Source organism: Microbacterium sp. AG238, from assembly GCF_003610405.1.
Taxonomy (GTDB): Bacteria; Actinomycetota; Actinomycetes; order Actinomycetales; family Microbacteriaceae; genus Microbacterium.
Genome location: NZ_RAQC01000001.1, coordinates 635,763 through 662,156, shown reverse-complemented (window position 1 = coordinate 662,156; position 26,394 = coordinate 635,763). Strand labels below are relative to the sequence as shown.

Below are 26,394 nucleotides of genomic sequence, written 5' to 3'. Positions count from 1 at the left end.
GCCTGACCAAGTGATGACGACTTCGACGCTGCCGCGCCCCGCGCGCGTCGAGTGGTCGCCCCGGCAGTTCTCGATCGACGGGCTTGTCTTCCGCGTCTGGAGTTCCGCCGCAGAAGCGTCGTCTCCGACCATCGTGCTCGTCCACGGCGTGGGCATGTCTCACCGCTCATTCCTCCACCTCCACCCGAGGCTCGCCCGTACCGCGTCGGTGCACAGCGTCGATCTGCCGGGCTTCGCGGGCCTGCCGGCGCCCGAGGTCGACGTCTCGGTCGCCGCGATGGCGGATGCCCTCGCGGACGTGCTCCGCCGCGTTGTCGCACGCCCCGCCGTGCTGGTCGGACACTCGATGGGGGCGCAGTGGGTGGTCGAGACGGCCGTGCGGCATCCGGACCTGGTCGGTGGGCTCGTCCTGATCGGCCCGGTCGTCGATGATCAGCGCCGCGGGCTGCCCGCGCAGGCCGTGGCGCTGGCTCGCGACGGGCTGCGGGAGCCGCCGCGGGTGAACCTCCGCGTCACGCTCGACTACCTCCGCACCGGCCCGCGCTGGTTCTTCGCGCAGGTCCGGCACATGCTCGCCTATCCTCTCGAGGAGCGCGTGGCAGAGGCCGTCGTGCCGACCCTCGTGGTGCGCGGCGGCCGCGACCCGATCGCCGGGAACGGGTGGGTCGATCGCCTCGCGGCGCGAACCGCTCGGAGCAGTGTGCTCGTGGTACCGGGCAAGGGGCACCGCGTCGAGCGCACCGCAGCGGAGGCCGTCGCACACGGCATCCTCGCTCTGACAGCATCCGGCGGCCACCCCGCGGGCGCATCATGATGCGGCGCGCGCTCCGCGATGCGACGTGGTGGATAGCGGACTACGCCTACGCGGCCGTGTGGCAGGTGCGCGCCTTCTTCTCGCGCACGGATCCCGGCGACTTCCGGTCGGGAGACGGCACGCCCATCGTCGTGCTCCCGGGCGTTTACGAGACGTGGCGGTTCCTGCAGCCCCTCATCACCGAGCTCCACGACCGCGGGCACCCCGTTCACGTGATCGCCGCGCTGGGCTGGAACCGATGGCCCGTGCCGCGTGCAGCGCGTCACGTCACGGACTACCTGGAGCAGCACGACCTCCACGATGTCGTGATCGTCGCGCACAGCAAAGGAGGCCTGGTCGGCAAGCAGGTGATGGCGGATGCCGCTGCCGGCGGTCGTATCCGAGGCATGGTCGCCGTCGCGAGCCCGTTCGCCGGCTCGGTCTACGGGCGGCTCATGCTCGTACCGTCGCTGCGGGCGTTCTCGCCGAGCGCGCCGGGGATTCTGGCGTTGGCGCGCGAGGTGAGCCCCAACCCGCGCATCGTGTCGGTGTACGGAGACTTCGACCCGCACATCCCCGGCGGCAGCGAGCTCGACGGTGCGCGCAACGTCCGGCTGGAGACGGGCGGGCACTTCCGCATCCTCGCGCATCCGCGGGTCATCGCGGAGGTCGTCCGGCTGGCGGGATGACGGTGATCAGTTGATGATCTCCGCGCGCTCGCGGGCCATGCGGGCGATGCGCTCCCGCCACGTCTGCAGCGCTTCGGGAGACAGCCGCGTCCAGTCGGTGACTTCGGCGACGATCCGCAGGGGAGCGGCCGAGCGATAGGACTGGGTGGGATTGCCCGGGAACTTCTTGTCGGTGACGTTCGGGTCGTCCTCGAAATCACCGGTCGGTTCGACGACGTAGACGCGGGGCTCGCCGGGCACGGGAGCGATCTCGGCAGCGAGACCGGCACCGTCCTTCACCGCCGTGAAGTACACGTGGTTCATCGTGATCTCCGGGCGGTAGTTGGAGGGGTGGCCCGGGGTGAGCAGGTCGCCGACGCGCAGCGACGCCTTCGTGCCGTGGAAGAACGGCCCGGGAAGGTCGGAGAGATTCACCCGATCAGGATGGCGCCGACTGCGCCGACGATGCAAGCGCCCGACAACGACGGAGCCCCGCCGCCCGGCTCGAGAGAGCGGGCGACGGGGCTCGTCGCAGCCGGTGTGTCAGACGCCGAAGTACAGCTCGTACTCGTACGGGTGGGGACGGGCGTTGATCGGCTGGATCTCGTTCTCGATCTTGTACTCGATCCAGGTCTCGATCAGCTCGGGCGTGAACACGCCGCCGGCCAGCAGGAACTCGTGGTCGTTGCGCAGCGCCTCGAGGGAGTCGAGCAGCGAGTTCGGAACCTGCGGGATGTTCTTGGCCTCCTCGGGCGGCAGCTCGTAGAGGTCCTTGTCGACGGGCTCGTGCGGCTCGATGCGGTTCTTGATGCCGTCGAGGCCGGCCATCATCTGCGCGGCGAACGCGAGGTACGGGTTGCCCGAGGCGTCGGGGGCGCGGAACTCGATGCGCTTGGCCTTCGGGTTGGTGCCCGTGATCGGGATGCGAATGGCAGCCGAGCGGTTTCCGGCCGAGTAGACCAGGTTGACCGGAGCCTCGTAGCCCTTGACCAGACGCTTGTACGAGTTCAGCGTCGGGTTGGTGAATGCGAGCACCGCGGCAGCGTGCTTGAGCAGGCCGCCGATGTACCAGCGCGCGATGTCGGAGAGCCCGCCGTAGCCCTTCTCGTCGTAGAAGAGGGGCTCGCCATTCAGCCACAGCGACTGGTGCGTGTGCATGCCCGAACCGTTGTCGCCGAAGAGGGGCTTGGGCATGAAGGTCGCGACCTTGCCCCACATCTCGGCGGTGTTCTTGACGATGTACTTGAACTTCAGGATGTCGTCCGCCGAGTGCACCATGGTGTCGAAGCGGTAGTTGATCTCCTGCTGTCCACCGGTGCCGACCTCGTGGTGGGCACGTTCGAGCACGAGGCCCGACTCGATGAGCTTGAGCGAGATGTCGTCGCGCAGGTCGGCCGTCTTGTCGACGGGCGAGACGGGGAAGTAGCCGCCCTTGAACGGCGTCTTGTTGGCGAGGTTGCCGCCTTCTTCGACGCGGCCGGTGTTCCAGGCGCCTTCGTCGGAATCGACGGAGTAGAAGCTCGAGTTCTGCTTCACCTCGTAGCGGACGTCGTCGAAGATGTAGAACTCCGCCTCGGGGGCGAAGAACGCGGTGTCGGCGATGCCGGTCGAGGCGAGGTACTTCTCGGCCTTCTTGGCGACCTGGCGCGGGTCCTTCGCGTAGATCTCGCCGTTGCGCGGGTTGTAGATGTCGAAGATCATGATCAGCGTCTTCGCCTCGCGGAACGGGTCGAGGTAAGCCGTCGACACATCCGGAATCAGCTGCATGTCCGACTCGTGGATGTTCGCGAAGCCGCGGATCGACGAGCCGTCGAACAGCTGACCGACCGTGAAGAACTCCTCGTCGACGGTCGAGGCCGGGATGTTGAAGTGCTGCTGCACGCCAGGAAGATCCGTGAAACGGATGTCGAGGAACTTGACGTCCTCGTCCTGGATGAACTTGAGCACCTCGGAAGAATCTTTGAACATGGAGTCTCCAAGATCGGGTGAGGAACAGCCTGGAGTCATCCAGACCTCTTCGAACCTATCGGCATCCAGTTGCCCGGCAGTATCTCGGATGTTTCCGGGATGTTACGCCACCGGCCCCGTTTAGGCTGGACAGGTGCCCGAACCCCTGCGCGAGAACACCTATCCCGGCGAGCGGTTGGGGCGTCCCGAGCACGGCCCCGGCAGCGTCGGCCGTCTCGGACGACGGCTGGCGGCCCTCGTGATCGACTATGCGGCGGCGACGCTGCTCGCGACCGCGTTCCTCGGCTTCGACCAGTTCGCTCTTCCGGGTGAGGCCGGGGTGACCCAGTTCGCGCCGATCACTGTTTTCGCAGCGCTGCAGGTCATCTTCATCCCGCTGATCGGGGGTAGCCCGGGTCATCGCATCGTCGGCCTGCGTCTCGAGCTCCTGCACGGCGGATGGACGGGCCTGTGGCGTCCGATCGTACGGACGCTGCTCCTCGTGCTGGTGATCCCTGCGGTGGTGTTCGATCCCGATCAGCGAGGACTCCACGACAAGGCGGCCGGCACGATCCTCGTCCGCGCCTGACTCAACAGGCCTCCGGGGGCGGGGCGCTCAGCGTGGGCGCTGGGCGCGCGCCTTCATCGGGTCGACGCCCTTCGGGATCGGCAGCGAGGTCACCGACTGCGACACCGACTCGATGCGCTTGATGACGGCGGCCATCGTCGTCCGGTCGATCGCCTTGGGCAGCGCCTTGATGGTGGGGGCGAGTTTGGCGATGGGCACCTCGTCCTCGCCGTGTCCGACATAGAGGACGTGGATCGGCACTCCCGAGGCGACGCGCTTGACCTTGCTGCGCTCGTCGTTGATGAGTCGCGTCAGACGCCCGCGGGCGCCCTCCCCGATGATGACGACGCCGCCGCGGCCGACGGCCCGGTACACAGCCTCCTGCGTCTTGGGGTTGACGCCGACCGGCATCTCCGAGGCCTGCCACTTGCGGCCGAGGTTGGTCGAGATGATGTGTCCCGTCGCACCCGGCATCCCGTCGATGCGCTTGTACATCGCGCGCGTGGCCAGCCGCGTCATGGTGATCATGGCGCCGAGGATGCCGAAGAGCAGTCCCGTGACACCCCAGAGGATGACGCTCCAGATCGCGCCCGGCGGGATGAGGAAGCCCACCAGGACGCCCAGGCCGATGCCGACCACCACGATGCCGATGAGCAACCACGGCAGCCAGCTGTAGTACTCCTTGGTGAAGGTGAACAGGGAGCGGAGCTGGGAGAAGAATCCGGGGCGCTTCTCGGGTGCGGTGCTGCGGGACGACATGCTCACAGCCTACCTTTTCGGTCGCCCCGTTCCGCCTGCACAACCGGCCGGGAGCGGCGGTCGTCCACACGTCTGTGTGAACCGGGCCGAGCCGTGGCGCGACCGCGCCACGCTGGCAGGATGAACGCCCTCCCCGTCGTCGACCTGCCCGGCCCACTCAGACACGTGTCTCCGCCCGAGGCGCCCTATCCCGGCGAGATCCTCGCCTCGCGCAGCGGCACCTCGTACCGTGTCGCGGCGTCGTCCGTGCCGCAGGAGCTATGGTCTGCGGTCCCGGGCTGTCACCTTCTCGCGCCCGACGACGTCGACCGGGTCGCGGACGCGACCGTCGTGATCCTGCCGCTCGTCAGCGCGCGCCTCTGCGGCGGCTCGACCTCGTTCGACCTCACTCCCGGTCAAGCGGTGACGCTCGCGGTGAGCGTCCTGCGCGGGGCGGTGGACGCCGCGAGATCGGAATGGCGCGAGGGGGAGTGGTGGTCGACGAGCGATGGGCGCCCCGTCCTCGTCCCGACCGGCACGCGGGCGTGGGACGTCTCTTCGCGGATCGTGCTCGACCGCATCCCGGACGCGGCGATCGCGCGCGCGTTGCGCGATCGAGTCGTCGAGGCCCTGGCGGATCGCGTCACGTTGCCGTTCGCGGCGCCCACGCTCGAGGATGATCTGTTCGGGCTGGCCACGCCGGAGCCGTTCGTGCCGGGGGCGCCGGGTCCCGCTCGGCCCCTGCCGTCGCGTCCATCCGAAGACGACTCGCCGTCGGCGTCCATCGTGACGACTGCCGCGTCGGGACTCGTCGACGGTGACGTCATGAAGCGGGTCATGGCAGCGGCAGCGGGGGTGCGCGCGGAGATCCGCCGTGCGGCGGGCGGCCTCGTGCGGCGGTGGGGCCGGCCCGCGACGGGCGCTGCACGCCTCGCCGGTAGGCGACGTGTGATGTGGGTCGCCCTCGGTGCGGTGGCTGCGACTCTCGTCGTGGGGTTCTCTCTGCCTCACGATGCGGACGCCGACGCACGAACCGTCTCGCACGAGCGGCGTACGGAAGAGCCGTCGGCGAGGCCGCAGGGCTTTGCCCTCGACGAGGCGACCATCCCCGCCACAGGTGCCGAGACGCGTCCAGCCGAGCCGGCCGCTCGTATCATCGACGAACTCGCGGACTGCTGGCGGGCGGACGAACCGACGTGCCGTGCGTCACTGCTCGAACGAGCGGAGGCCGCGCTCCCCGACGGCATCGCGACAGCCGACGCTCCGCGCGAGGTGCGCGTGCTCGACGACCTGGGTGGGGTCGAGGTCGTGCGTGTCGACGATCCTTCCGGACGGCGTCCCGCTCAGGTGGTCGTGGTCGTCGCTCATGACGAGAAAAGGCTGGTCCGCGACGTGTACGACGTCGCGGACCAGCCGTGAGGTGAGTGGCTCAGCCGATCAGTAGCCGAGGTTCCCCTCGAACTGAGCGCCCTCGAGGCGTGCCTTCATCGCGCTCAGGAAGCGCGCTGCGTCGGCGCCGTCGATGGTGCGGTGGTCGTACGAGAGCGCGAGGTACACGTACGAGCGCACCGAGATCGCGTCCTTGCCGTCGACCGTCACGACGCCGGGGCGCTTGTAGACGATGCCGGTACCGAGGATCGCCGACTGCGGAAGGAACACCACGGGGGTGTCGAACAGCGCGCCACGCGAGCCGGTGTTCGTGATCGTGAACGTGCCGCCTGCGAGCTCGTCGGGCTTCAGCTTGTTGTCACGCGTGCGTGCAGCGAGGTCCGCGATGTCCTGAGCGATCTGGGCCAGGTTCTTCGAGCCCGCGTCGCGCAGCACGGGCGTGAGCAGTCCGCGCTCGGTGTCGACCGCGATCGAGATGTTCTCCGTGGCGGGGTAGACGATCTCTTCACCGTCGACCGTGGAGTTCACGATCGGGAAGGTCTGAAGCGCCTCGGCGGCGGCAAGGGCGAAGAAGGGCAGGAACGACAGCTTCGCCCCGGTCTTCTCGTTGAAGTCGACCTTCACCTTGTCGCGGAACGCCGACAGCTTGGTGACATCCACCTCGACGACGGTCGTCAGCTGAGCGGTCTGCTGCATCGACTCGACCGCGCGCTTGGCGAGGACCTTGCGCAGACGAGACATCGGAGCGCGCGTGCCGCGAAGCTCCGAGACCTCGACCTGGGCAGGCGCGGCGGCGGACTCGGCGGGAGCCGCGGCGGGCTGGGCCGATGCGGCCTCAGCAGCCTTCAGGACGTCTTCCTTGCGGATGCGCCCGCCGACGCCGCTGCCCTTGATCGAGGCCAGGTCGACGCCCTGCTGCTGCGCGAGACGACGCACGAGCGGGGTCACGTAGGTGACGCCCTCGTTGTCGGCAGGAGCTGCTTCCGCGGTCGGAGCTGCGGAGGCGGGAGCCGGCTGGTGTGCGGGTGCCGGCGCCGACTGCGGGGCAGGTGCCTCGGCCGGTGCAGCGGGCTTTTCGGGCTCGGGTGCGGGTGCGGCCTCGGCTGCGGGTGCGGCCGGTGCCTCGGCCGCGGGGGCCGGAGCACCCGAACCGATGCGAGCGAGTGCGGAACCGACCTCGACGGTCTCGTCCTCCTGGACGAGGATCTCGACGAGCGTGCCGGCGAAGGGCGCGGGGATCTCAGTGTCGACCTTGTCGGTCGAGATCTCGAGGAGCGGCTCGTCGACGGCGACGTCGTCGCCGATCTGCTTGAGCCAGCGGGTGACGGTGCCCTCGGTGACGCTCTCGCCGAGCTCGGGGAGCACGACATCCTTCGCGTCGCCGGACGCTGCCGGAGCGGCCTCCGACTGCTGCGGTGCGGACTCCGTCGGCGCCTCGGCGGCCGGGGCCTCCTGCGCGGGGGCGGGTGCCTCTTCGGCCGGAGCCTGCTCGGACGGGGCGTCGCTGGAGGGCGCTCCCGAACCGTCGCCGATCTTCGCCAGGACGGCGCCGACCTCGACGGTCTCGTCCTCCTGCACGAGGATCTCTTCGATGACGCCGCTCACGGGCGACGGAATCTCGGTGTCCACCTTGTCGGTGGAGATCTCGAGAAGACCCTCGTCTTCCTGGATGGTGTCACCGACCTTCTTGAGCCAGCGGGTCACCGTTCCCTCGGTGACGCTCTCTCCGAGCGCGGGGAGGACCACGGAAGTGCTCATGAATCTGTCTCCTTCAAGAAATGCCGATGTCTTTCTAGCTTACTGATCTGCATCGGTCGACCGGTCAGAGCGCATGCAGCGGTTTGCCCGCCAGCGCCAGGAATGCTTCTCCGAGAGCTTCGCTCTGGGTCGGATGGGCGTGGATGAATGGTGCGATGTCCTCGGGGTGGGCTTCCCAGCCCACGGCGAGCTGACCTTCGGTGATGAGTTCGCCGACACGGTCGCCGGCGAGGTGCACCCCGAGAATGGGGCCGTCGAGACGGCGAACGACCTTGACGAGGCCGGCTGTGCCGAGGATCTCGCTCTTTCCGTTTCCCGCGAGGTTGTACTCGCGGACGACGACGGCGTCGCCGTGCGCGGCGCGTGCCTGCTCTTCGGTCAGACCGACCGAGGCGACCTCGGGGCTGCTGTAGGTCACACGGGGAACGAGGCTGTCGGGGATGACAGTCGGACGCAGCCCCGCGATCTCCTCGGCGACGAAGATGCCCTGCTGGAAGCTGCGGTGGGCGAGCTGCAGTCCGGGCACGATATCGCCGACGGCCCACACGTGTGCGCGCGTCGTGCGAAGCCGCTCGTCGACGCGGACGAAGCCGCGGTCGAGCTCGACGCCCGCATCCTCGAAGCCGAGGTCGGCGGTCGCCGGGCCGCGGCCGACCGCGACGAGCAAGACGTCGGCGTCGAGGACGGTCCCGTCCTCGAGCGAGACTCGGACGCCGTCCGCTCGCGACTCGGCGTCGCTGAACCGCACGCCCGTGCGCGAGGCGATGCCGCGCTTGCGGAACGCTCGTTCGAGGGCTTTGCTCATCGCGGCGTCCTCGGCGGGCAGCAGCCGGTCGAGCGCCTCGATGATCGTCACCTCGGCGCCGAAGGAGCGCCAGATGCTGGCGAACTCGACCCCGATGACGCCGCCGCCGAGGATGACGGCATGCCGCGGCACCGTGGGGAGCGCGAGGGCACCCTCGCTCGTGATGATCCGGTCGGAGAGCTCGAGACCGGGCAACGATCGGCTGTACGAACCGGTGGCCAGCACGACGTCCGTGCCGCGGTAGCGATCGTCGCCGACGACCACGCCGCCGTCAGCGTCGAGACGGCCCTCGCCGTGAACGACGGTGATCTTCCGCGCTGCGATCAGTCCTTCGAGACCTTTGTGCTTCTTCGCCACGATGCCCTCGCGGTACGCGTGGACGGCGGCGACGTCGATTCCTTCGAACGCGGCGCGGACGCCGACGTGGTCCGAGCCCCGGACGTTGTCGGCGACCTCGGCGGAGTGCAGCAGCGCCTTCGTGGGGATGCAGCCGCGGTGCAGGCACGTGCCGCCGAGCTTGTCCTTCTCGATGAGAACGACCGACGACCCGAGCTCGGCGGCGCGGAGCGCCGTGGCGTAGCCCCCGCTGCCACCACCGAGGATGACCAGATCGGCGCTGTGATCGCTCATCGCTGCGGCCCTCGCAGGAACTCAACGAGCGAGCGGACGGTCGCGGCGGTCGGCCCCTTGTCGGTTCCGCCGAAGGCCGCCTTCGTGGTGCCAGACCCGGCGATGTCGAGGTGGACCCACGGGATGCGGGGTGCGTCCTCGTCCTCGCCGGTACGGCCGACGAAGCGTTGCAGGAACAGTCCGGCGAACAGCGAACCGCCGGCGGGGTCGCCGATCTTCGCGTTCTGCATGTCGGCGATCGGGGAGTCGAGCTCGTCCTCCATGTGGGCCGGGAGCGGCAGCTGCCACGCGGCCTCACCCGCGCGCTCCGCGGCCGCCAGGTAATCGGCGACGGCATCGTCGTCGCCCATGACGCCGGTGTGCCGGTTTCCGAGGGCGACGATGATCGCGCCGGTCAGGGTCGCCACATCGACGATCGCGTCCGGCCGCGTACGGCTGGCGGCGACGAGGCCGTCCGCGAGGACGAGGCGCCCCTCCGCGTCGGTGTTCAACACCTCGACGGTCGTCCCATCGAGCATCCGGAGCACGTCACCGGGGCGCGTCGCGCGGCCCGAGGGCATGTTGTCCGCCACGCACAGCCACGCCGACACGCGCACGGGGAGGGCGAGAGCGGCGGCCGCCTGCACGACCGCCAGCACCGTTGCGGCGCCGGCCATGTCGTACTTCATGCCGACCATGCTCGCGGGCGGCTTGAGCGAGAGACCGCCCGTATCGAACGTGATGCCCTTGCCGACCAGAGCGACGTGGCGCTCGGCCCCGGCGGGGGAGTACTCCACGCGGACGACGCGGGGCGGACGGTCCGAGCCCTGCCCGACGCCGAGGACACCGCCGAAGCCCTGCCGCTCGAGCTCTTCTTCGTCGAGCACCTCGACCTCGATCGGCAGCCCTGCGACCGCCTCGATCGCACGCTCCGCCAGATCGGCAGGCGAGAGCCACTCGGCGGGGGTGCTGACGAGGTCCTTCACGAGAGCGAGCGAGCGTCCGAGGGCGTTCACCCCGGCGACCTCGTCGGCGGACGGCGTGGCGGGCGAGTGGATCGTGACCCGATCCGCCCGTGATTTCGGCGTGCCGCCCTTGTAGCCCGCGAAGCGGTATCCGCCGATGGCGGCGCCCTCGGCGAGGGAGCCCCAGGCGTCGGCGGCCGCCAGCGGTGCGGCGACGGCGAGCGACGCGAACCCGGTGGTCACGCGCACCGCTGTGCCGACGGCGTCGCGGAGCGCATGGTCGTCGGGTTCGGACCCGGTCCCGACGACCACGACGGGCTTCGACGACACGGCGGGCAGGAACACGCGGTGGACTGATCCTCGCGCGCCGGTGAAGCCGACGGCGGCGAGCATCGCGGCGATGCCCGGCCAGTCGGCGACGTCGGTCTGCTCGTCGAGCGGCGGCAGTGCGAGGACCAGAGCGTCGGCGTCGGATTCGGTGACGGGCGCGCTGGTGTGCGCGATCTCGGGGAACGGCATCCTCCCATCCTAGGTTCGCGCGTCGCGGGCGTTCGCTGACAGCGAGGGGCGAGCCGCCTCCGGGCGAGGATGCGCCTCGTAGAGTTGGAGCATGCCGCTGTCCGGACCGCTTTACGCACGTGCCGCCGGGTCTCCTCCCGTCCCCGCGGGACTGCCGCTCGTCATCGCGCTGACCGGGTTCACCGACGCCGGAGGCGCCGTCTCCCGCATCGTGGAGTACTTCCGCGGCGAGCTCGATCCCACGACGGTCGTCGCCTTCGACAACGACGTGCTGTTCGACTACCGCGCACGCCGACCGATCGTCACCTTCGACGAGGACCACCTCGCCGATTACCGCGCGCCGCGCTTGGAGCTATCGCTCGCGCACGACTCGCTCGGTCAGCCGTTCGTGCTCCTCGCGGGCTACGAACCCGATTTCGCCTGGGAGGCCTTCGCCGAGACCGTCGTGGGCCTCGCCGAGGGGATGCAGGTCGCCTCGATCACCTGGGTGCACGCCATCCCGATGCCCGTGCCGCACACGCGGCCGATCGGCGCGACGGTCAGCGGTACCCGTTCGGAGCTGACGGCGGCTCATTCGGTGTGGCAGCCCCGCACCCAGATCCCCGCCACCGCGGGTCACCTGCTCGAGCTCCGGCTCGCCGAAGCGGATGCGCGCGTCGCAGGCTTCGCGCTGCTCGTGCCGCACTACCTCGGCGACACCGAATACCCCGCGGCCGCCATCGCCGGTCTCGACAGCCTCAGCGTCGCGACCGGTCTCGTCTTCGACAGCGACACCCTCCGCAACGAGAACCGCGACTACCTCGACAAGGTCGAGGACCAGGTCTCGGGCAGCGAAGAGCTGACGACGATGCTCCACACCCTCGAAGAGCGCTACGACTCGTACATGGCGGCCTCGGCTCTCGGACAGCCCATCATCCATACGGGTGATCTTCCGAGTGCGGATGAGCTCGCCGCCGAGCTCGAACGGTTCCTCGCGTCGCGCCCCCCGGGCGACGACGACAAGCGCGGCCGCTCCTGATCTTCCCAGCTCTCTGCTCACGTCGCCACGAGTGGAGGGAATGCGTCACGCCCGGTCGGCGTTCTCATAGGAATGAATGCTTGCGCAGGAACAGCGCACGAGATATGAGACAATGAAGGACCTGACCCGTTGTCGATCCTGTGCTCCTCGTTCGTTCGAGTGGCGGGGGACTTGACAAGGGTCTTACTAGTGTCCGAGAACCCGGTGCGTTCGCACCGGTGAGAGGCTAACCGTGACGTCAGGCACGAAGACCACCCGCACCCGCGCGAGCGAGGACACCGAACTCGTCGAGGACGCGCCCGCCACTGCTGCGAAGGCTGCGCCCAAGAGCGCCGCGAAGAAGGCGCCCGCCAAGAAGACCGCGGCCAAGAAGGCTTCGCCCGCGAAGGCCTCCAAGGCCAAGGCCAAGGCCGACGACGAAGAGATGGACGACGAGGACGTCGAGGTCGACGTCGAGGTCGACGCCGAAGACGCCTCGGAAGACGCCGCCCCCGCCGACGCCGCGAAGGCGGACGACGACGAAGACGACGACGAGCCGAAGAAGCCCGCCGTCACCGAGGCCCTCCCCACGGGTGCCATCGTCATCTCGTCGAGCGACGAGGAAGATGTCCCCGTCTACTCGACGCAGATCACCGGCGCGACCGCCGACCCGGTCAAGGACTACCTCAAGCAGATCGGCAAGGTTCCGCTGCTGAACGCGGCCGAAGAGGTCGAGCTCGCGATGCGCATCGAGGCCGGCCTGTTCGCCGAAGAGAAGCTGTCGCACATGTCGGCTGCCGAGAAGTCGAACCAGCTCGGTCTCGACCTGCAGTGGGTCGCGCGCGATGGCCAGCGAGCCAAGAGCCACCTCCTCGGCGCGAACCTCCGTCTGGTCGTCTCGCTCGCCAAGCGCTACACGGGTCGTGGCATGCAGTTCCTCGACCTGATCCAGGAGGGCAACCTCGGCCTCATCCGTGCGGTTGAGAAGTTCGACTACACCAAGGGCTTCAAGTTCTCGACGTACGCGACGTGGTGGATCCGTCAGGCCATCACCCGGGCAATGGCTGACCAGGCGCGCACCATCCGTATCCCGGTCCACATGGTCGAGGTCATCAACAAGCTCGCCCGCGTGCAGCGCCAGATGCTCCAGGACCTGGGCCGCGAGCCCACGCCCGAAGAGCTGAGCCGCGAGCTCGACATGACGCCCGAGAAGGTCATCGAGGTGCAGAAGTACGGCCGTGAGCCGATCTCGCTGCACACCCCGCTCGGTGAAGACGGCGACAGCGAGTTCGGTGACCTCATCGAGGACACCGAGGCGGTCGTCCCGGCCGACGCGGTCGGGTTCACGATGCTGCAACGCCAGCTCGAGTCGCTCCTGGACTCGCTGAGCGAGCGCGAGGCGGGCGTCATCCGCATGCGCTTCGGCCTCGGTGACGGTCAGCCCAAGACGCTCGATCAGATCGGCGACACCTTCGGCGTCACGCGCGAGCGCATCCGCCAGATCGAGTCGAAGACGATGGCGAAGCTGCGCCACCCGTCGCGTTCGCAGTCGCTCCGGGACTACCTCGAGTGACCGGCACCGCCAACGAGGGCAAGGCTCTCGAGGTCGTCGTCGACGGCACCTCCTACGCGCGGATCCCGATCCGCACTCGCGTGGTGATGCCCGGCGACGATCTCGACGCCGTCATCTCGGAGTATGCCGCGCCCACCGTGCAGCCGGGCGATCTGCTGTTCGTCACCGAGAAGATCGTGGCGATCACACAGGGTCGCTCCTACACGCTCGATGAGATCAGCGTGCGTCCGCTCGCGAGGTTCCTGTCGAAGTACGTGACCCGCACCCCCTACGGAATCGGCCTCGGCATGCCCGAGACGATGGAGATGGCGCTTCGCGAGTGCGGCACGCCGCGCATCCTGTTCGCCGCGGCTGTCAGCGCCGTCACGAAGCTCTTCGGCCGACGCGGCGACTTCTACCGCGTCGCGGGAGACAAGGCGCGCGCGATCGACGGCCCGACCTCCGGCACGATCCCTCCGTACAACAAGGCGGTCGTCCTCGGGCCGACCGATCCTCGGGGTGTCGCTGCGCGCGTCAAGTCACAGCTCGGTGGTATCGCTGAGGTGGCCGTCGTCGACATCAACGACATCGGCGGCAACATCCTCGGATCGACGCTCGACAAGGCCGGAGAGCAGCGGCTCGTGCGGATCCTGCGCGACAACCCGCTGGGTCAGGGCCACGAGTCGACGCCGCTCGGTGTCATCCGCGAGGTCTGACATGGGCGCGGTGAATCGGCTCTACCGGCGTGCGCGCTTCTTCGTCCGGCGTGTCGTGTCGTTCGACCGCGAGCGCGTGCTGCAGTTCGCCCGCCAGTCCGCCGCGCTCTCGAAGGCGCCGGTCTGGTGGGTCGCCGCCGACATGGCGTGGTGCGCGGTCCGTTATGAGACGACGTTCGAGAACTACTCCGAGTGGGACTTCCGCATCCTCAAGGCTCGCGAGCGCCGGACGTACATGACCGACCCGAAGTCGTTCCACCTGTCGCGGCGTCTCAACGACAACTCGGTGCGCGGTGTCTTCGACGACAAGCTCCAGTTCGCGCACCGGTTCGGCGACGAGCTCGGACGCGCGTGGCTCGACGTCGCCGCTTCCGACACCGCGGCCCTCGCCGCGTTCCTCGACGGTCGCGACCGCGTCATCACGAAGAACCCCGGGGGAGTCGGCGGCAACGGCATCACGATGCGCGAGGTCGCCTCGATCGATGATGTCGCCGCGCTCCGCGAGGAACTCCTCGCTTCGGGCGAGACGCTCGTCGAGGAGGTGCTGGTCCAGCATCCGGAGATGGCGCGCCTCTATCCGGGCAGCGTCAACTCGCTGCGCGTCGTGACCTATCGCGATCCCGACGACGTCGTGCATGTCCTCGCTGCGGTCCTCAAGGTGGGCAACGGCGGCGTCATCGACAACTTCTCCAACGGCGGCATGTACACGATGCTCGACGATGCCGGTCGGGCTCTGCACGCGGCGAGCGACGAAGAAGGTCGTCCTTTCGAGACGCACCCGATCACCGGGGTGCCCATCACGGGTTACCAGGTTCCGTTGTACCCGCAGGTCCTCGAGCTCGTCGATCGCCTCGCCCGGCGGGTTCCGGAGATGCCGTACATCGGCTGGGACATCGCGATCACCCCCGAGCGACCGGTCGTGATCGAGGGCAACCACAACACGGGTGTGTTCCAATCGAAGCCGTCGGTATCGGGCATCAGGCGCGGGCTGCTTCCGCGATACCGCGCTGCCATGCGCTTCTGAGCGTCTGCTGATCCGCAACCGGAACACCGAGAACACGGAGAGAACGAGCAATGGGTCGATCACGCGTCCGGCTGGGCTACCTCCTCGACCGCGCCCGCAACGTCCGGGTCGGCAATCTCGTCGAGTTCGGCCGGCAGGTGCAGAAGGTGTCGAAGGCGCCGCTGCCGGTGATCATCGCCGACATGCTGTGGTGCTCCGTCAAGTACGACATGGGTTTCCGCGATTACGCGGTGTGGGACATCCGTCTGCTCAACGCCCGTGAACGTGCGACCTGGATGACGCACCCGAAGTCGTTCCGCATCACGCGCATGCACAACACCCCGGAGGGCCGGGCGAAGCTCGAGGACAAGCGCCGCTTCGCTCGCGAGTACGCCGACCTGCTCGGGCGCGAGACGCTCGATCTGCGGGATGTCGACGACGCCGAGCTCGGCGCGTTCCTCGCCCGCCATCCCAAGGTGCTCGCCAAGCCGCTCGACGGCCACGGCGGCGGTGGGATCACTCTGCACGAGAACGTGACGGATGCCGCCGCGTTCCGAGCCGAGGCGACGGCAGCGGGTCAGTCCATCGTCGATGAGTTCATCGTTCAGCACCCCGAGATGGCCTCGCTCTACCCCGACAGCGTCAACACGGTCCGGATGATCACGTTCCTCACCCCGGAGGGCGATGTCCGACTCCTCGCCGGCGTGCTGCGGATCGGCAACGGCGACGTCATCGACAACTTCGCCTCCGGCGGTATGTTCACGATGCTCGATGAGCACGGCGTCGCGCTCTACCCGGGGGTCGACAAGAACTCCAACGTCTACCGTGAACACCCGGTCACGGGTACCGAGATCGTCGGGTTCACGGTTCCGTTGTTCGACCAGGTGCTCGCTCTCACCGAGCAGCTCGCCCGCCGTACCCCGGAAGCGCCCTACGTCGGCTGGGACCTGGCGATCACGCCGAACGGACCGGTCGTCATCGAGGGCAACCACAACTCGAGCGTGTTCCAGCCCAAGCCCTCCGCCTCCGGCGTGCGCACCGGCCTGCTCCCCGTCTACCAGGCGGCCGTCGGCTTCTGATCCGCGACCGGGCGCGCGCAGCACCCGGCAACGCGAAAGCCCCGAGCGCGATGCTCGGGGCTTTCGTCGTGGAGCCGGCCTCAGCCGGCGGCGACCAGGCGAGAGGTCTCGTCGTGCCAGCTGGTGGCGACGGCGCGGAGCTTCTCCTCGTACTTGCGGCCGTGGTGTGCGCAGAAGAGCAGTTCGCTGCCGTTCACCTCTGCGGCGATGTAAGCCTGCGCGCCGCACGAGTCGCAGCGATCGGCCGCAGTCAGGCGGTGGTCGAGGACGGCGGTGCTCTCGGAAGTGTTCGTGGTCATAATGGGTGCCTCCTCGGTCGATCGGGTCGTGCAACTGAGTGCCTTCGATACAACCACGACCAGCCGGGGGTATGCCCCATTTGACGATCATTTCGCTCAGCGCGTACGCTCACCGCGCGCACGTCGGCCCGGGTCCGCTCTGCGCGCGTGTGTCCTCCCCGCCGTGTCCGCACCCGCGGATACTCTTGGAGATCGTGACTGCTGAGTATTCCGCCCACCACCTCCAGGTGCTCGAAGGGCTCGAGGCCGTCCGCAAACGCCCCGGCATGTACATCGGGTCGACCGACTCCCGGGGCCTCATGCACTGCCTCTGGGAGATCATCGACAACTCCGTCGACGAGGCCCTCGGCGGTTACGGTTCGCGCATCGACATCGTCCTCCATGCCGACGGCAGCGTCGAGGTACGCGATCGTGCCCGCGGCATCCCCGTCGACGTAGAGCCCCGTACCGGACTGACAGGCGTCGAGGTCGTTTTCACCAAGCTGCACGCCGGCGGCAAGTTCGGCGGCGGTTCCTACGCCGCGTCGGGCGGACTCCACGGTGTCGGCGCGTCGGTCGTGAACGCCCTCTCCGAGCGCCTCGACGTCGAGGTCGACCGTGCCGGCAAGACCTATGCCATGTCGTTCCACCGCGGCGAGCCCGGACTCTTCGCCGGTGACACACCGGATTCGGAGTTCACCCCGTTCGAGCGCGCGTCCGAGCTGCGCGTGGTCGGGAAGGCGCCCCGCGGTACGACCGGTACCCGCATCCGCTATTGGGCCGACCGTCAGATCTTCACGAAGGACGCCGCCTTCCACCTCGAAGAGCTCGTGCAGCGGGCACGGCAGACGGCGTTCCTCGTGCCCGGCCTCGAGATCGTCATCGTCGACGAGCGCGGCGAGGAGCGCGTCGAGACGAGCTACCGGTTCGACGGCGGCATCTCGGAGTTCGCCGAGTTCCTCGCCCCCGACGCGCCGATCACCGACACCTGGCGGCTGACGGGCTCGGGCACCTTCACCGAGACCGTTCCGGTGCTCCAGGCCAACGGCGCGATGGTGCCGACCGAGGTCGAGCGCTCGTGCGAGGTCGACATCGCGCTGCGCTGGGGCACGAGCTACGAGACCGTGACCCGGTCATTCGTGAACATCATCGCCACGCCCAAGGGCGGAACCCATCAGCAGGGCTTCGAGCAGGGTCTGATGAAGGTCATCCGCAGCCAGGTCGAGCAGAACGCACGGCGCCTGAAGGTCGGCAACGACAAGCTCGAGAAGGACGACATCCTCGCCGGGCTCACCGCGGTCCTGACGGTGCGGCTCCCCGAGCCCCAGTTCGAGGGGCAGACCAAGGAGATCCTCGGAACCCCGGCGGTGCGGCAGATCGTCGCCTCGGTGGTCACCAGCGAGCTGAGTGCGCTGTTCTCCTCCACGAAGCGCGACGACAAGGCGCAGACGGGGCAGCTGCTCGAAAAGGTCGTCTCCGAGATGAAGGCGCGCATCTCGGCGCGCACCCACAAGGAGACCCAGCGACGCAAGACGGCTCTCGAGTCGTCGTCGCTGCCGGCGAAGCTGGCCGACTGCCGCAGCAACGATGTCGCCGAGTCCGAGCTCTTCATCGTGGAGGGCGACTCGGCGCTCGGCACCGCCAAGCACGCTCGCAACAGCGAGTACCAGGCACTCCTCCCCATCCGTGGCAAGATCCTCAACGTCCAGAAGGCGTCGGTGAGCGACATGCTCTCCAACGCCGAGTGCGCCGCCATCATCCAGGTGATCGGTGCGGGCTCCGGGCGCTCGTTCGATCTGAGCGCCGCGCGCTACGGCAAGGTGATCCTGATGAGTGACGCCGACGTCGACGGTGCGCACATCCGCACGCTGCTGCTCACGCTGTTCTTCCGGTACATGCGGCCCTTGATCGAGGAGGGCCGGGTGTTCGCCGCGGTTCCTCCGCTTCATCGCGTCGTCGTCGTGAATCCGGGGTCGAAGCCCAACGAGACGATCTACACGTACTCCGAGGCCGAGCTCCACGCGCTGCTCGCAAAGCTGCGCAAGTCGGGCCGGAAGTGGCAGGAACCGGTGCAGCGATACAAGGGCCTCGGCGAGATGGACGCCGATCAGCTGGCGACGACCACGATGGACCGCGCCGGGCGCACGCTCCGCCGGGTCCGCGTCGAGGATGCCGACGCGGCCAATGCCGTCTTCGAGCTGCTCATGGGCAACGAGGTCGCCCCGCGCCGAGACTTCATCGTCACCTCGAGCGATCGCCTCTCGCGCGAGGCCATCGACGCCTGAGCGCCGCGCACCGGTCCGCGACGGCGGACGCGTGCGCGAGGCTCGGAGAATGTCGCGGACGTCGGAGCTGTCCCGGCTTTCGGTCCGAGATACGTGACATTCTCCGACGTTCGCCGCGGGAATCGTTCGACTCAGGCGATGACGGTGCCGACCGCGCCGATGACGCCGTCGAGGGGCTGGCCCGACGCATCACGCTTCGCGCCGACCTCGGGGAGAGTCCGGGTCGCGCCGTCGGTGCCGACCGCGCGGGGCGAGTCTCCCACCCACGCGAGCGTCAAGGTGTCCTCGCCGCGAAGGAATCGCTGCGCACGGACACCGCCGGTCGCGCGTCCCTTCGGGGGGAACTCCGCGAAGGCCGAGACCTTGCCGCTACCGGCATCGGCGCCGGCGAGAGACTGCGTCGACCCCGCGATCGTGACGACGACGGTGTCCTCGGATGCCGTCACCGCGGTGAACGCGATGACGCGCTCCCCGTCCGCGACGCGGACACCCGCCATGCCGCCGGCAGCCCGGCCCTGCGGGCGCACGGCTGCGGCGTCGAACCGCAGCAGCTGAGCGTCGGAGGTGACGAAGACCAGCTCGGCGCCGTCCGGAGCAGGCGCAGCCCCCACGACGCGGTCGCCGGGCTTGAGCGAGATGATCTCGGCGTCGGGCTTGCCGGGCGCGAGTTCGGTGGCTGCGACGCGCTTGACGATGCCCTGCGCCGTGCCGATCGCGATGGGAGGCTCGGCGGTCAACGGCACGATCGCGACGACGTGCTCGCCGGCACCGAGGCCGAGGTACTGGTCGGCCTTCGACCCGGCCGCGAGCTGAACGCTGTTGCCGGGTACCGACGGCAGGTCGACGGGGGAGAAGCGGACGAGACGCCCCGTGCTCGTGACTGCGCCGAGGTCGCCGCGCACCGTCGCATCGACGGCCGAACGGATCGCGTCGTGCTTGCTCCGCCGGGCGGGCGGAACGATGCCGCTGCTCAGCAGATCCTCGCCGAGCTCGGCTCGCACCATCCGGCCGGTCGCGGACAGGAAGACGCGGCACGGAGCGTCGGCGATCTGCAGATCGGCGCCCGCCTTCTTTCCCGAGCGTGCGGTGACGGGGCCGCCGTTGAGGAGCAGGGTACGCCGGGGCGTGCCGTAGGTCTCAGCCGCGGCCTCGAGTTCGCGGGCGACCTGGGCGCGCAGCAGCACGTCGCTCGCGAGAAGCTCCTCGAGGTGCGCGATCTCGGCCTTCAGCTGATCGCGCTCGGTCTCGAGCTCGATGCGGGAGAACTTCGTCAGTCGACGCAGGCGCAGTTCGAGGATGTACTCGGCCTGCGGCTGGGAGAGGTCGAAGACGTCCATCAGGCGTCCGCGGGCCTGCTCGCCGTCGTCGGACGTGCGGATGACCTGGATGACCTCGTCGATGTCGAGGATCGCGATCAGCAGGCCCTCGACGAGGTGCAGGCGTTCCTGCTTGCGGGCCAGGCGGTAGCGGCTGCGCCGCGTGACGACCTCGATGCGGTGGTCGAGGTAGACGCGCAGGAGTTCTTTGAGTCCGAGTGTCTGAGGCTGGCCGTCGACGAGCGCGACGTTGTTGATGCCGAACGAGTCCTCGAGCGGGGTCAACCGGTAGAGCTGCTCGAGCACCGCGTTCGGGTCGAACCCGGTCTTGATCGTGATGACGAGGCGCAGCCCGTGATTGCGGTCGGTGAAGTCCTGGACGTCGGAGATGCCGGTCAGCTTCTTCGCGTTGACGGCATCCTTGATCTTCTCGATGATGCGCTCCGGGCCGACCATGTAGGGCAGCTCGGTCACGACGAGACCGGTGCGCCGCGGTCCGAGCGACTCGACCGAGACCTTCGCGCGGGTGCGGAAGGTGCCGCGGCCGTTGGTGTAGGCATCCTTGATGCCGTCGAGGCCGACGATCACGCCGCCGCCGGGCAGGTCCGGGCCCGGCACGAACTCCATGAGATCGTCGAGCGTCGCATCGGGGTTCTCGAGCAGGTGCACGGCCGCTGACACGACCTCGATGAGGTTGTGCGGGGCCATGTTCGTCGCCATGCCGACGGCGATGCCGGTCGTTCCATTGACGAGGAGGTTGGGATAGGCCGCTGGCAGCACCGCGGGCTGCTGGAACTGACCGTCGTAGTTCGGGATGAAGTCGACGACGTCCTCGTCGAGGTTCTCGGTGAGGGCGAGCGCCGAGGGAGCCAGTCGGGCTTCGGTGTAGCGGGCCGCGGCGGGACCGTCGTCGAGCGAGCCGAAGTTGCCGTGTCCGTCGACCAGGGGCACCCGGAGCGCGAAGTCCTGCGCGAGCCGGACGAGTGCGTCGTAGATCGCCGAATCGCCGTGTGGGTGGAGCTTACCCATGACCTCGCCCACGACGCGGGCGCTCTTGACGTGCCCCTTATCGGGTCGGAGGCCCATGTCGGCCATCTGGAACAGGATGCGCCGCTGCACGGGCTTCAGACCGTCGCGCGCGTCGGGCAGGGCCCGCGAGTAGATGACCGAGTAGGCGTACTCGAGGAATGATCCCTGCATCTCCGCCGAGACGTCGACGTCCTCGATGCGCTCCGGCTGGTCGGGGACGGGTGAAGCGGTGCGGGATGCGGCCATGGAGCTGTGAGGACCTCGATCGGGGATGGGAGTGCGGATGCCGTCTGTGCGAGACTGTCCGCGATGCCCTCAAGCCTACCGACCGACCCGCCCACGGCCCGGAGCCTCACCGGTGTGCTGCCGCAGCTGATCGCGTCCATGTCGGGTCGACCCGACTGGTTCATGCCCGCCCGCTCGGCGATCGTCATCGTCGCCGACGGGCTCGGTCGCGGCAATCTCGTGCAGCGGGCGGCCTACGCCCGATTCCTCTCCGAGCGGATGACCAAGCGAGACGCCGCACGCACCGTCTTCCCGGCGACGACGGCGGCGGCGCTGACCAGTCTCTTCACGGGGGTGCTCCCGGGGGAGCACGGCATCGTCGGCTACCGCGTGAGGGTGCCGGGTACGGCATCCGCTCCGAACCAGCTCACCGGATGGGAGGAGGACGGCCTCGACCCGCATGCGTGGCAGCGTTCTCAGCCCGTGTTCGAGCGCGAGGCGGCGAGCGGGAGGCGGTGTTTCGTCGTGAGCCGTGCGCAGTACGCCGCCACCGGCTTCACCGCGGCGACCGTCCGCGGTGCCGGGTTCGTCGCGGCATCGGGAATCGGCGAGCGTCTCGCCCTGGCGGAGGCGCTCGCGGGAGCGCACGAGGGCGCGCTCGTCTACGTCTACATCCCGGAGCTCGACATCATCGGGCACGCGCACGGCTGGGAGAGCGACCGCTGGGCCACGCAGCTCGAAACGCTCGATGGTGAGCTCCGCCGGTGGGATCATCAGCTGGCATCGGGCATCGGCGCCGTGCTGACGGCTGACCACGGCATGATCGACGTCCCGGCGCACCGCCACGTGCTGCTCCGCGACGGCGACGAGCTGCTCGACGAGGTCGAGCTCGTCGCGGGCGAGCCGCGCATGCTCCACCTCTATACGGTGGAGGGATCCGTCGAGCGTGTGGCGGCGCGATGGCGTGAGTCGGAATCCGGCCGGTCATGGGTGATGACCCGCGACGAGGCGGTCGAGGCCGGGCTCTTCGGTGCGGTGGACCCGGCGGTGGTCCCGCGTATCGGCGATGTCCTCGTCGCGGCGCGCTCGGGCGTCGCGTACTACGACGACCGTCTCGCAGACAAGAAGCCGCAGCGGATGATCGGGCAGCACGGCTCGCTCACCGATCAGGAGCGCATCGTCCCCCTGGTCCGTTTCGGCGCCTTCGCCTGACCGTTCAGGCGAGAGCGTTCAGGCGTCTTCGCTGCGCGCGCCGAAGACGATCTCGTCCCACGACGGCATCGACGTGCGGCCGCCGCGGCGGCGCGTCTCCGGTGCCGCATCCTCATTCGAGTCGTCCGCAGTGGGCGTCTCCGGCTCGGGGGCGGGGTCGGCGGGCTCGCGATAACCGGGCTCGAGCGCATCGAACAACGCGACCGGTGTGCGCTCACGGGTCTCCGTGCCGCGATCGTCGCCGGGCATCGGCTCGCGCTGACCACGGCGCCGGCGGAGAGCCTCGAGCAGATCGGCGGTCTCGGACGAGGTCACGACGGGCTCGGGTGCGCGCTTGATGGCGGCATCCTTCGCACTCGTGCTGCGCAGAGCGCCGGACGGAGCGGCCTCCGGCTCGGCGGCAGCATGCCGCGGACCGAACGCGCCGCTGTCGAACCGCGAGTCGTCCTTCGCCTGCGGGGTGTCGAGGGCGCGCAGTCGAGGAATCAGCCCCTCGGGCAGCGATCCCTGCCGCGACAGCTGGGTCGCATCGGAGTTGAGGGGAGCGAGCGACGAACGCCGCGGGTCGAAGGACCACCGCGCGTCGTGCTCGACCTCGTCGACGGTGAACTCGAGCTTCACGATCCAGCCGTCGGGCTCGCGCCAGCTGCTCCACCGCTCGCCGGCGGCACCCGCCTCGGCGAGCTTCGTGCGCACGGCGGTGCCGAAGGTCGGCTGCGCGTCGGGCTCGAGCTCACCTGCGATGAGGACCGGTACCGCGAGCGCCTGCCCGACGATGTGCTCGCGCTCGGCGATGATCGGCCGCTCGTATCGCACGACATCCTCGACCCGGATGCCGAGGAGGGTGGCGACATCCGCGGCGCTCATGCCGGCCCGGATGTGCGACTGGATCTCGCGCGGGCTGGGGCGGGGCGCGCGCGGTTCGTCCGCCGGGCGAGCGCGGCGCAGTTGTGCGCGCAGCGTCTCGTTCACCGGCAACGCGAAGCGCTCCCCGGACTCGGTGGCGAGGACGAGGATGCCCTCCTCGGTCCCGATGACCTTGAGCTGTTCCATGCGCAGAACCCTCCCAGCGATACGTGTGCCGTCATGGTGTCACAGGCATCCGGGGACCGCGGGAATATCCGGGGCGCGCCGTCGGTTTCGGGGGGCGAACCGGTCATCCGCATCCGTTCCCGGAAGGATCTTCCGCGACGTTTTGCGAAATGCGCGCCGGTCATGCAAACTATCGCCGCCCCACTCGGCGCGGCAACCGGCAACACCTGGAAGTAGAGGCCTTTCGACATGGCTACGGATTACGACGCACCCCGCAAGACCGAGGACGACAGCGAGTCGATCGAGGCCCTGAAGGAGCGCGTGCCCGACAAGTCGTCGGGCTCGATCGACAACGAGGACGCCGACAACCCGTCGGGCTTCGAGCTTCCCGGGGCGGATCTCTCGGACCTCGAGCTCGACGTCGTCGTCCTTCCCCCGCAGGAGGACGAGTTCACGTGCATGGAGTGCTTCCTCGTGAAGCACCGCACGCAGATCGACCACGAGACCAAGGTCGGCGCGATCTGCACCGAGTGCGCCGCCTGACGACCACGACTCTCGCTGACCCTCGACGCTCCGGCGCCGGGGGTCAGTCTTTTGCGCTGGGCGATGCTTCGGGAGCGGGGGAGCCGGCTGCGGCGCGGGCGCTCCGGATCACCGCGGCGACCCGGACCGGTGTCCTGGACGAGAACACCCAATGCGTGACGGGGTCGTCCTCGTCCTCGACGGCGACACGGACCACCCCGTCGATGCCGCCCCGCAGCAGGTGCCAGGACGCCGGCGACAGGCCGGGCCCGCGCGCCTGTCGCGCGTCGTCTCCGGTCAGGGTCTCGATCTCGCCGAGATAGCCGAGCTCGATGTTCGCGCGGCCGACGCGCAGGCGGCCGTCGGAGATCTCGATCACGGGTGACATCGCGATGAGGCCGGCGACGACGAGGGCGCCGACGGCGATGCCTGCGAGCAGCCCGACGACCGAGTCGAGCGGGGCGAGCACGAGCGCGACCATGGGACCGCAGACGGCAGCGCTCACGAGTGCCCACAGCGAGGGGCTCAGGCGCTCGCGATAGCGCGCGGTGGGCGGGGTGGCGGGGGCGGAACTGTGCATTAGCCTCGTGGGGTGACCGAATCCGTGGACGTCCCCATTATCGCCGCGAACGTTCCCGTGTACGCCCACCCGGGGGATGCGGGAGCAGATCTCGTCTCCACCGAGTCGGTGCGGCTCGCACCCGGGCAGCGCGCGCTCGTGGCAACCGGTGTGCGTATCGCCCTGCCCGACGGCTTCGCCGCCTTCGTGGTTCCGCGCAGCGGGCTCGCCGCCAAGCACGGGATCACCGTGGTGAACTCCCCGGGAACGGTCGATGCCGGCTACCGCGGCGAGATCAAGGTCACCCTTCTGAACACCGACACATCCGAGGCCTACGACATCGAGCCGGGCGACCGTATCGCGCAGGTGATCGTCATGCCGGTCACCCGGGCCCGTTTCATTCCCGTCGACGCTCTGCCCGAGAGCGTCCGCGGCGAGGGCGGGTTCGGCTCGACCGGGTACCAGAAGACAGGAGTATCCGCATGAGCGAAGACGCGAAGTCCGCACCCGCCGACCGCGCCACGGCCGGACCGTTCGACGAGTCCGAGGCCAATCCGGTCCGGCCCTACATCGACCTCGGCGGCATCAAGGTGCTGCCCCGTGAGGGCCTGAACCTGCGCCTCGAGGTGGAGGAGCAGACGAAGCGCATCGTGGCCGTCGGTCTCGATTACGCCGGGTCGACGCTGCAGGTGCAGCCGTTCGCGGCGCCTCGCTCGACGGGCCTGTGGGAGGAGACGCGCGAGCAGATCCGCCAGCAGGTGCGGCAGCAGGGCGGCCGTGTCGAGGAGCGCGAGGGACCGCTCGGTCCCGAGCTGCTGGCTGAGGTCCCGGTGATCGCCGGGGCGGAGGGCAGCGGCAAGCGCCTCGCGCGGTTCGTCGGCGTCGACGGTCCGCGCTGGTTCCTCCGCGGGGTCATCGGCGGCGCGGCCACGAACGACGTCGAGGCAGCCGCGCAGGTCGAAGACCTGTTCCGGTCGCTCGTGGTGGTGCGCGGGGGGTCCCCGATGCCGCCACGCGACCTCATCCCGCTGAAGATGCCGGCGACCCCCGGCTCGGCGTGAACCGCGACGAACGGGCCGACGCCGCGTCCGAACGCTCCGTCGACCTGACTCCGCCGGAGCCCGCGCCCCCCGCGTCCGGCGTCCTGGGGGCGGCACTCGGCGAGGCCGCCCGCAAGGCGGGTTTCGATCCCGAGACGAACGCCACGACGGGGGGAGTCGTGTGGCGTGCGATGGGCGGATTCCGCGGCATCGTCGAAGCGGTCCTGCCGGGCCTCGTGTTCATCGTGGTGTTCACGCTGACGACCGACCCCGAGACGCGCGAGGCGAACCTCTGGTTGTCGCTCGGTCTGTCGGTGGGTGTCGCCGCCGTATTCACTCTTCTGCGCCTCATTCAGCGGGGCCCCGCCAGCGCGGCCTTCGGCGGTCTCGTCGCCACCGCTGCAGCCGCGGGCCTCGCGCTGTGGACGGGGCGTGGCCAGGACAACTTCATCCCGGGGCTGATCACCAACGCCGCCTACGGCACGGCCTTCCTCGTCTCGGCTCTGATCGGGTGGTCGCTCATCGGCCTCGCGGCCGGATTCCTCATGAACGAGGGAATCGCGTGGCGCAGCGACAAGCGCAAGCGCCGTGTCTACTTCTGGCTCGCCATCGCGTGGGCGGCACTGTTCTACCTCCGCCTCGCCGTGCAGCTGCCGCTGTACTTCGCCGACGAGGTCGCCGCCCTCGGCACGCTGAAGCTCATCATGGGGCTTCCGCTGTTCGCGCCGCTGGCAGCCGTCACCTGGCTCGCCGTGCGCGCGCTCTATAAGCAGCGCGCCGAGTGATACAT

Annotated in this window: 25 protein-coding genes; 15 read left to right on the top strand and 10 right to left on the bottom strand. The window is 69.2% G+C overall.

What is annotated here, in order from left to right:
• Nucleotides 1-13 precede the first annotated feature (13 nt).
• Nucleotides 14-814, top strand: a complete 801-nt coding sequence (locus tag DEU36_RS03125) for an alpha/beta fold hydrolase (protein ID WP_120262877.1) — start codon at nucleotides 14-16, stop codon at nucleotides 812-814.
• Complete coding sequence (locus tag DEU36_RS03120) at nucleotides 814-1,482, top strand: alpha/beta hydrolase (protein ID WP_120264331.1); 669 nt, start codon at nucleotides 814-816, stop codon at nucleotides 1,480-1,482. The genes DEU36_RS03125 and DEU36_RS03120 overlap by 1 nt, the downstream gene beginning before the upstream one ends.
• Before the next feature lie 6 nt (nucleotides 1,483-1,488).
• On the opposite strand, the gene arr is transcribed toward DEU36_RS03120, so the two are convergent.
• Together arr and glnA are read right to left on the bottom strand one after the other, a co-directional pair.
• A complete protein-coding gene (arr, locus tag DEU36_RS03115) occupies nucleotides 1,489-1,896 on the bottom strand; it encodes an NAD(+)--rifampin ADP-ribosyltransferase (protein WP_120262876.1) in 408 nt (135 codons plus the stop codon).
• 108 nt (nucleotides 1,897-2,004) lie between these two features.
• Nucleotides 2,005-3,429, bottom strand: a complete 1,425-nt coding sequence (gene glnA / locus DEU36_RS03110; RefSeq protein WP_120262875.1) for a type I glutamate--ammonia ligase — start codon at nucleotides 3,427-3,429, stop codon at nucleotides 2,005-2,007.
• Between the two features lie 133 nt (nucleotides 3,430-3,562).
• On the opposite strand from glnA, the gene DEU36_RS03105 reads away from it, so the two are divergent.
• Entirely contained in the window at nucleotides 3,563-3,997 is a 435-nt protein-coding gene (locus DEU36_RS03105; protein ID WP_259455196.1) for an RDD family protein, read from the top strand.
• Nucleotides 3,998-4,024: 27 nt separating this feature from the next.
• Here the strand turns inward: DEU36_RS03105 and DEU36_RS03100 are convergent, their stop codons facing one another.
• Nucleotides 4,025-4,735 carry a DUF4191 domain-containing protein gene (locus DEU36_RS03100; RefSeq protein ID WP_120264329.1) on the bottom strand — a complete coding sequence of 237 codons (711 nt, stop codon included), beginning with the start codon at nucleotides 4,733-4,735 and terminating at the stop codon, nucleotides 4,025-4,027.
• 120 nt (nucleotides 4,736-4,855) lie between these two features.
• On the opposite strand from DEU36_RS03100, the gene DEU36_RS03095 reads away from it, so the two are divergent.
• Nucleotides 4,856-6,133, top strand: coding sequence for a hypothetical protein (locus DEU36_RS03095; protein ID WP_120262874.1), 1,278 nt, complete (start codon nucleotides 4,856-4,858; stop codon nucleotides 6,131-6,133).
• An 18-nt stretch (nucleotides 6,134-6,151) separates the two neighbouring features.
• On the opposite strand, the gene sucB is transcribed toward DEU36_RS03095, so the two are convergent.
• From sucB to DEU36_RS03080, 3 genes are all read right to left on the bottom strand, one after another.
• Entirely contained in the window at nucleotides 6,152-7,861 is a 1,710-nt protein-coding gene (sucB, locus tag DEU36_RS03090) for a 2-oxoglutarate dehydrogenase, E2 component, dihydrolipoamide succinyltransferase (RefSeq protein WP_120262873.1), read from the bottom strand.
• Between the two features lie 64 nt (nucleotides 7,862-7,925).
• Complete coding sequence (gene lpdA / locus DEU36_RS03085) at nucleotides 7,926-9,296, bottom strand: dihydrolipoyl dehydrogenase (protein WP_120262872.1); 1,371 nt, start codon at nucleotides 9,294-9,296, stop codon at nucleotides 7,926-7,928.
• Nucleotides 9,293-10,759, bottom strand: coding sequence for a leucyl aminopeptidase (locus tag DEU36_RS03080; RefSeq protein ID WP_120262871.1), 1,467 nt, complete (start codon nucleotides 10,757-10,759; stop codon nucleotides 9,293-9,295). Before DEU36_RS03080 ends, lpdA begins: the two co-directional genes overlap by 4 nt.
• A gap of 91 nt (nucleotides 10,760-10,850) precedes the next feature.
• Here DEU36_RS03080 and DEU36_RS03075 point away from each other — a divergent pair, with 91 nt between their 5' ends.
• From DEU36_RS03075 to DEU36_RS03055, 5 genes are all read left to right on the top strand, one after another.
• Nucleotides 10,851-11,777 (top strand): proteasome assembly chaperone family protein, encoded by a 927-nt coding sequence (locus tag DEU36_RS03075; protein ID WP_120262870.1) that lies wholly within the window; start codon nucleotides 10,851-10,853, stop codon nucleotides 11,775-11,777.
• 232 nt (nucleotides 11,778-12,009) lie between these two features.
• Nucleotides 12,010-13,329 (top strand): RNA polymerase sigma factor, encoded by a 1,320-nt coding sequence (locus DEU36_RS03070; protein ID WP_120262869.1) that lies wholly within the window; start codon nucleotides 12,010-12,012, stop codon nucleotides 13,327-13,329.
• Nucleotides 13,326-14,024 (top strand): coenzyme F420-0:L-glutamate ligase, encoded by a 699-nt coding sequence (locus DEU36_RS03065; RefSeq protein WP_120262868.1) that lies wholly within the window; start codon nucleotides 13,326-13,328, stop codon nucleotides 14,022-14,024. The genes DEU36_RS03070 and DEU36_RS03065 overlap by 4 nt, the downstream gene beginning before the upstream one ends.
• Nucleotide 14,025: 1 nt before the next feature.
• On the top strand, nucleotides 14,026-15,048 hold the full coding sequence (locus DEU36_RS03060; protein ID WP_120262867.1) for a sugar-transfer associated ATP-grasp domain-containing protein: 1,023 nt from the start codon (nucleotides 14,026-14,028) through the stop codon (nucleotides 15,046-15,048).
• 50 nt (nucleotides 15,049-15,098) lie between these two features.
• The gene (locus DEU36_RS03055) at nucleotides 15,099-16,106 is read left to right on the top strand and encodes a sugar-transfer associated ATP-grasp domain-containing protein (RefSeq protein ID WP_120262866.1); all 1,008 of its coding nucleotides are present in this window, start codon (nucleotides 15,099-15,101) and stop codon (nucleotides 16,104-16,106) included.
• A gap of 80 nt (nucleotides 16,107-16,186) precedes the next feature.
• Here DEU36_RS03055 and DEU36_RS03050 read toward each other — a convergent pair whose 3' ends face one another.
• Nucleotides 16,187-16,405, bottom strand: coding sequence for a hypothetical protein (locus DEU36_RS03050; protein WP_023951321.1), 219 nt, complete (start codon nucleotides 16,403-16,405; stop codon nucleotides 16,187-16,189).
• A gap of 194 nt (nucleotides 16,406-16,599) precedes the next feature.
• On the opposite strand from DEU36_RS03050, the gene DEU36_RS03045 reads away from it, so the two are divergent.
• Nucleotides 16,600-18,669 (top strand): type IIA DNA topoisomerase subunit B, encoded by a 2,070-nt coding sequence (locus DEU36_RS03045; RefSeq protein ID WP_396652149.1) that lies wholly within the window; start codon nucleotides 16,600-16,602, stop codon nucleotides 18,667-18,669.
• 131 nt (nucleotides 18,670-18,800) lie between these two features.
• On the opposite strand, the gene DEU36_RS03040 is transcribed toward DEU36_RS03045, so the two are convergent.
• On the bottom strand, nucleotides 18,801-21,260 hold the full coding sequence (locus tag DEU36_RS03040; protein WP_120262865.1) for a DNA topoisomerase (ATP-hydrolyzing) subunit A: 2,460 nt from the start codon (nucleotides 21,258-21,260) through the stop codon (nucleotides 18,801-18,803).
• A gap of 63 nt (nucleotides 21,261-21,323) precedes the next feature.
• On the opposite strand from DEU36_RS03040, the gene DEU36_RS03035 reads away from it, so the two are divergent.
• Nucleotides 21,324-22,451 carry an alkaline phosphatase family protein gene (locus DEU36_RS03035; RefSeq protein ID WP_120262864.1) on the top strand — a complete coding sequence of 376 codons (1,128 nt, stop codon included), beginning with the start codon at nucleotides 21,324-21,326 and terminating at the stop codon, nucleotides 22,449-22,451.
• An 18-nt stretch (nucleotides 22,452-22,469) separates the two neighbouring features.
• On the opposite strand, the gene sepH is transcribed toward DEU36_RS03035, so the two are convergent.
• On the bottom strand, nucleotides 22,470-23,504 hold the full coding sequence (sepH, locus tag DEU36_RS03030; protein ID WP_120262863.1) for a septation protein SepH: 1,035 nt from the start codon (nucleotides 23,502-23,504) through the stop codon (nucleotides 22,470-22,472).
• Nucleotides 23,505-23,732: 228 nt separating this feature from the next.
• On the opposite strand from sepH, the gene DEU36_RS03025 reads away from it, so the two are divergent.
• Nucleotides 23,733-24,026, top strand: a complete 294-nt coding sequence (locus DEU36_RS03025) for a DUF4193 domain-containing protein (RefSeq protein WP_023951316.1) — start codon at nucleotides 23,733-23,735, stop codon at nucleotides 24,024-24,026.
• 43 nt (nucleotides 24,027-24,069) lie between these two features.
• On the opposite strand, the gene DEU36_RS03020 is transcribed toward DEU36_RS03025, so the two are convergent.
• Nucleotides 24,070-24,585: a DUF3093 domain-containing protein gene (locus DEU36_RS03020; RefSeq protein WP_120262862.1), complete on the bottom strand. Its 516-nt coding sequence runs from the start codon at nucleotides 24,583-24,585 to the stop codon at nucleotides 24,070-24,072.
• 12 nt (nucleotides 24,586-24,597) lie between these two features.
• Here DEU36_RS03020 and dut point away from each other — a divergent pair, with 12 nt between their 5' ends.
• The 3 genes from dut to DEU36_RS03005 are packed head-to-tail and all read left to right on the top strand — an operon-like array spanning nucleotide 24,598 to nucleotide 26,389.
• A complete protein-coding gene (dut, locus tag DEU36_RS03015; protein ID WP_183045271.1) occupies nucleotides 24,598-25,050 on the top strand; it encodes a dUTP diphosphatase in 453 nt (150 codons plus the stop codon).
• Nucleotides 25,047-25,625: a DUF3710 domain-containing protein gene (locus DEU36_RS03010; protein WP_120262861.1), complete on the top strand. Its 579-nt coding sequence runs from the start codon at nucleotides 25,047-25,049 to the stop codon at nucleotides 25,623-25,625. The genes dut and DEU36_RS03010 overlap by 4 nt, the downstream gene beginning before the upstream one ends.
• A complete protein-coding gene (locus tag DEU36_RS03005; protein ID WP_120262860.1) occupies nucleotides 25,622-26,389 on the top strand; it encodes a DUF3159 domain-containing protein in 768 nt (255 codons plus the stop codon). The genes DEU36_RS03010 and DEU36_RS03005 overlap by 4 nt, the downstream gene beginning before the upstream one ends.
• Nucleotides 26,390-26,394: the final 5 nt, after the last annotated feature.

Coding starts and splice junctions, on each gene's coding strand:
- DEU36_RS03080 (WP_120262871.1), bottom strand. CDS start 10,759: ATGCCGTTCCCCGAGATCGCGCACACCAGCGCGCCCGTCACCGAATCC.
- DEU36_RS03120 (WP_120264331.1), top strand. CDS start 814: ATGCGGCGCGCGCTCCGCGATGCGACGTGGTGGATAGCGGACTACGCC.
- glnA (WP_120262875.1), bottom strand. CDS start 3,429: ATGTTCAAAGATTCTTCCGAGGTGCTCAAGTTCATCCAGGACGAGGAC.
- DEU36_RS03075 (WP_120262870.1), top strand. CDS start 10,851: ATGCCGCTGTCCGGACCGCTTTACGCACGTGCCGCCGGGTCTCCTCCC.
- lpdA (WP_120262872.1), bottom strand. CDS start 9,296: ATGAGCGATCACAGCGCCGATCTGGTCATCCTCGGTGGTGGCAGCGGG.
- sepH (WP_120262863.1), bottom strand. CDS start 23,504: ATGGAACAGCTCAAGGTCATCGGGACCGAGGAGGGCATCCTCGTCCTC.
- DEU36_RS03095 (WP_120262874.1), top strand. CDS start 4,856: ATGAACGCCCTCCCCGTCGTCGACCTGCCCGGCCCACTCAGACACGTG.
- DEU36_RS03055 (WP_120262866.1), top strand. CDS start 15,099: ATGGGTCGATCACGCGTCCGGCTGGGCTACCTCCTCGACCGCGCCCGC.
- sucB (WP_120262873.1), bottom strand. CDS start 7,861: ATGAGCACTTCCGTGGTCCTCCCCGCGCTCGGAGAGAGCGTCACCGAG.
- DEU36_RS03050 (WP_023951321.1), bottom strand. CDS start 16,405: ATGACCACGAACACTTCCGAGAGCACCGCCGTCCTCGACCACCGCCTG.
- DEU36_RS03040 (WP_120262865.1), bottom strand. CDS start 21,260: ATGGCCGCATCCCGCACCGCTTCACCCGTCCCCGACCAGCCGGAGCGC.
- DEU36_RS03010 (WP_120262861.1), top strand. CDS start 25,047: ATGAGCGAAGACGCGAAGTCCGCACCCGCCGACCGCGCCACGGCCGGA.
- DEU36_RS03100 (WP_120264329.1), bottom strand. CDS start 4,735: ATGTCGTCCCGCAGCACCGCACCCGAGAAGCGCCCCGGATTCTTCTCC.
- DEU36_RS03020 (WP_120262862.1), bottom strand. CDS start 24,585: ATGCACAGTTCCGCCCCCGCCACCCCGCCCACCGCGCGCTATCGCGAG.
- DEU36_RS03060 (WP_120262867.1), top strand. CDS start 14,026: ATGGGCGCGGTGAATCGGCTCTACCGGCGTGCGCGCTTCTTCGTCCGG.
- DEU36_RS03125 (WP_120262877.1), top strand. CDS start 14: ATGACGACTTCGACGCTGCCGCGCCCCGCGCGCGTCGAGTGGTCGCCC.
- DEU36_RS03025 (WP_023951316.1), top strand. CDS start 23,733: ATGGCTACGGATTACGACGCACCCCGCAAGACCGAGGACGACAGCGAG.
- DEU36_RS03035 (WP_120262864.1), top strand. CDS start 21,324: ATGCCCTCAAGCCTACCGACCGACCCGCCCACGGCCCGGAGCCTCACC.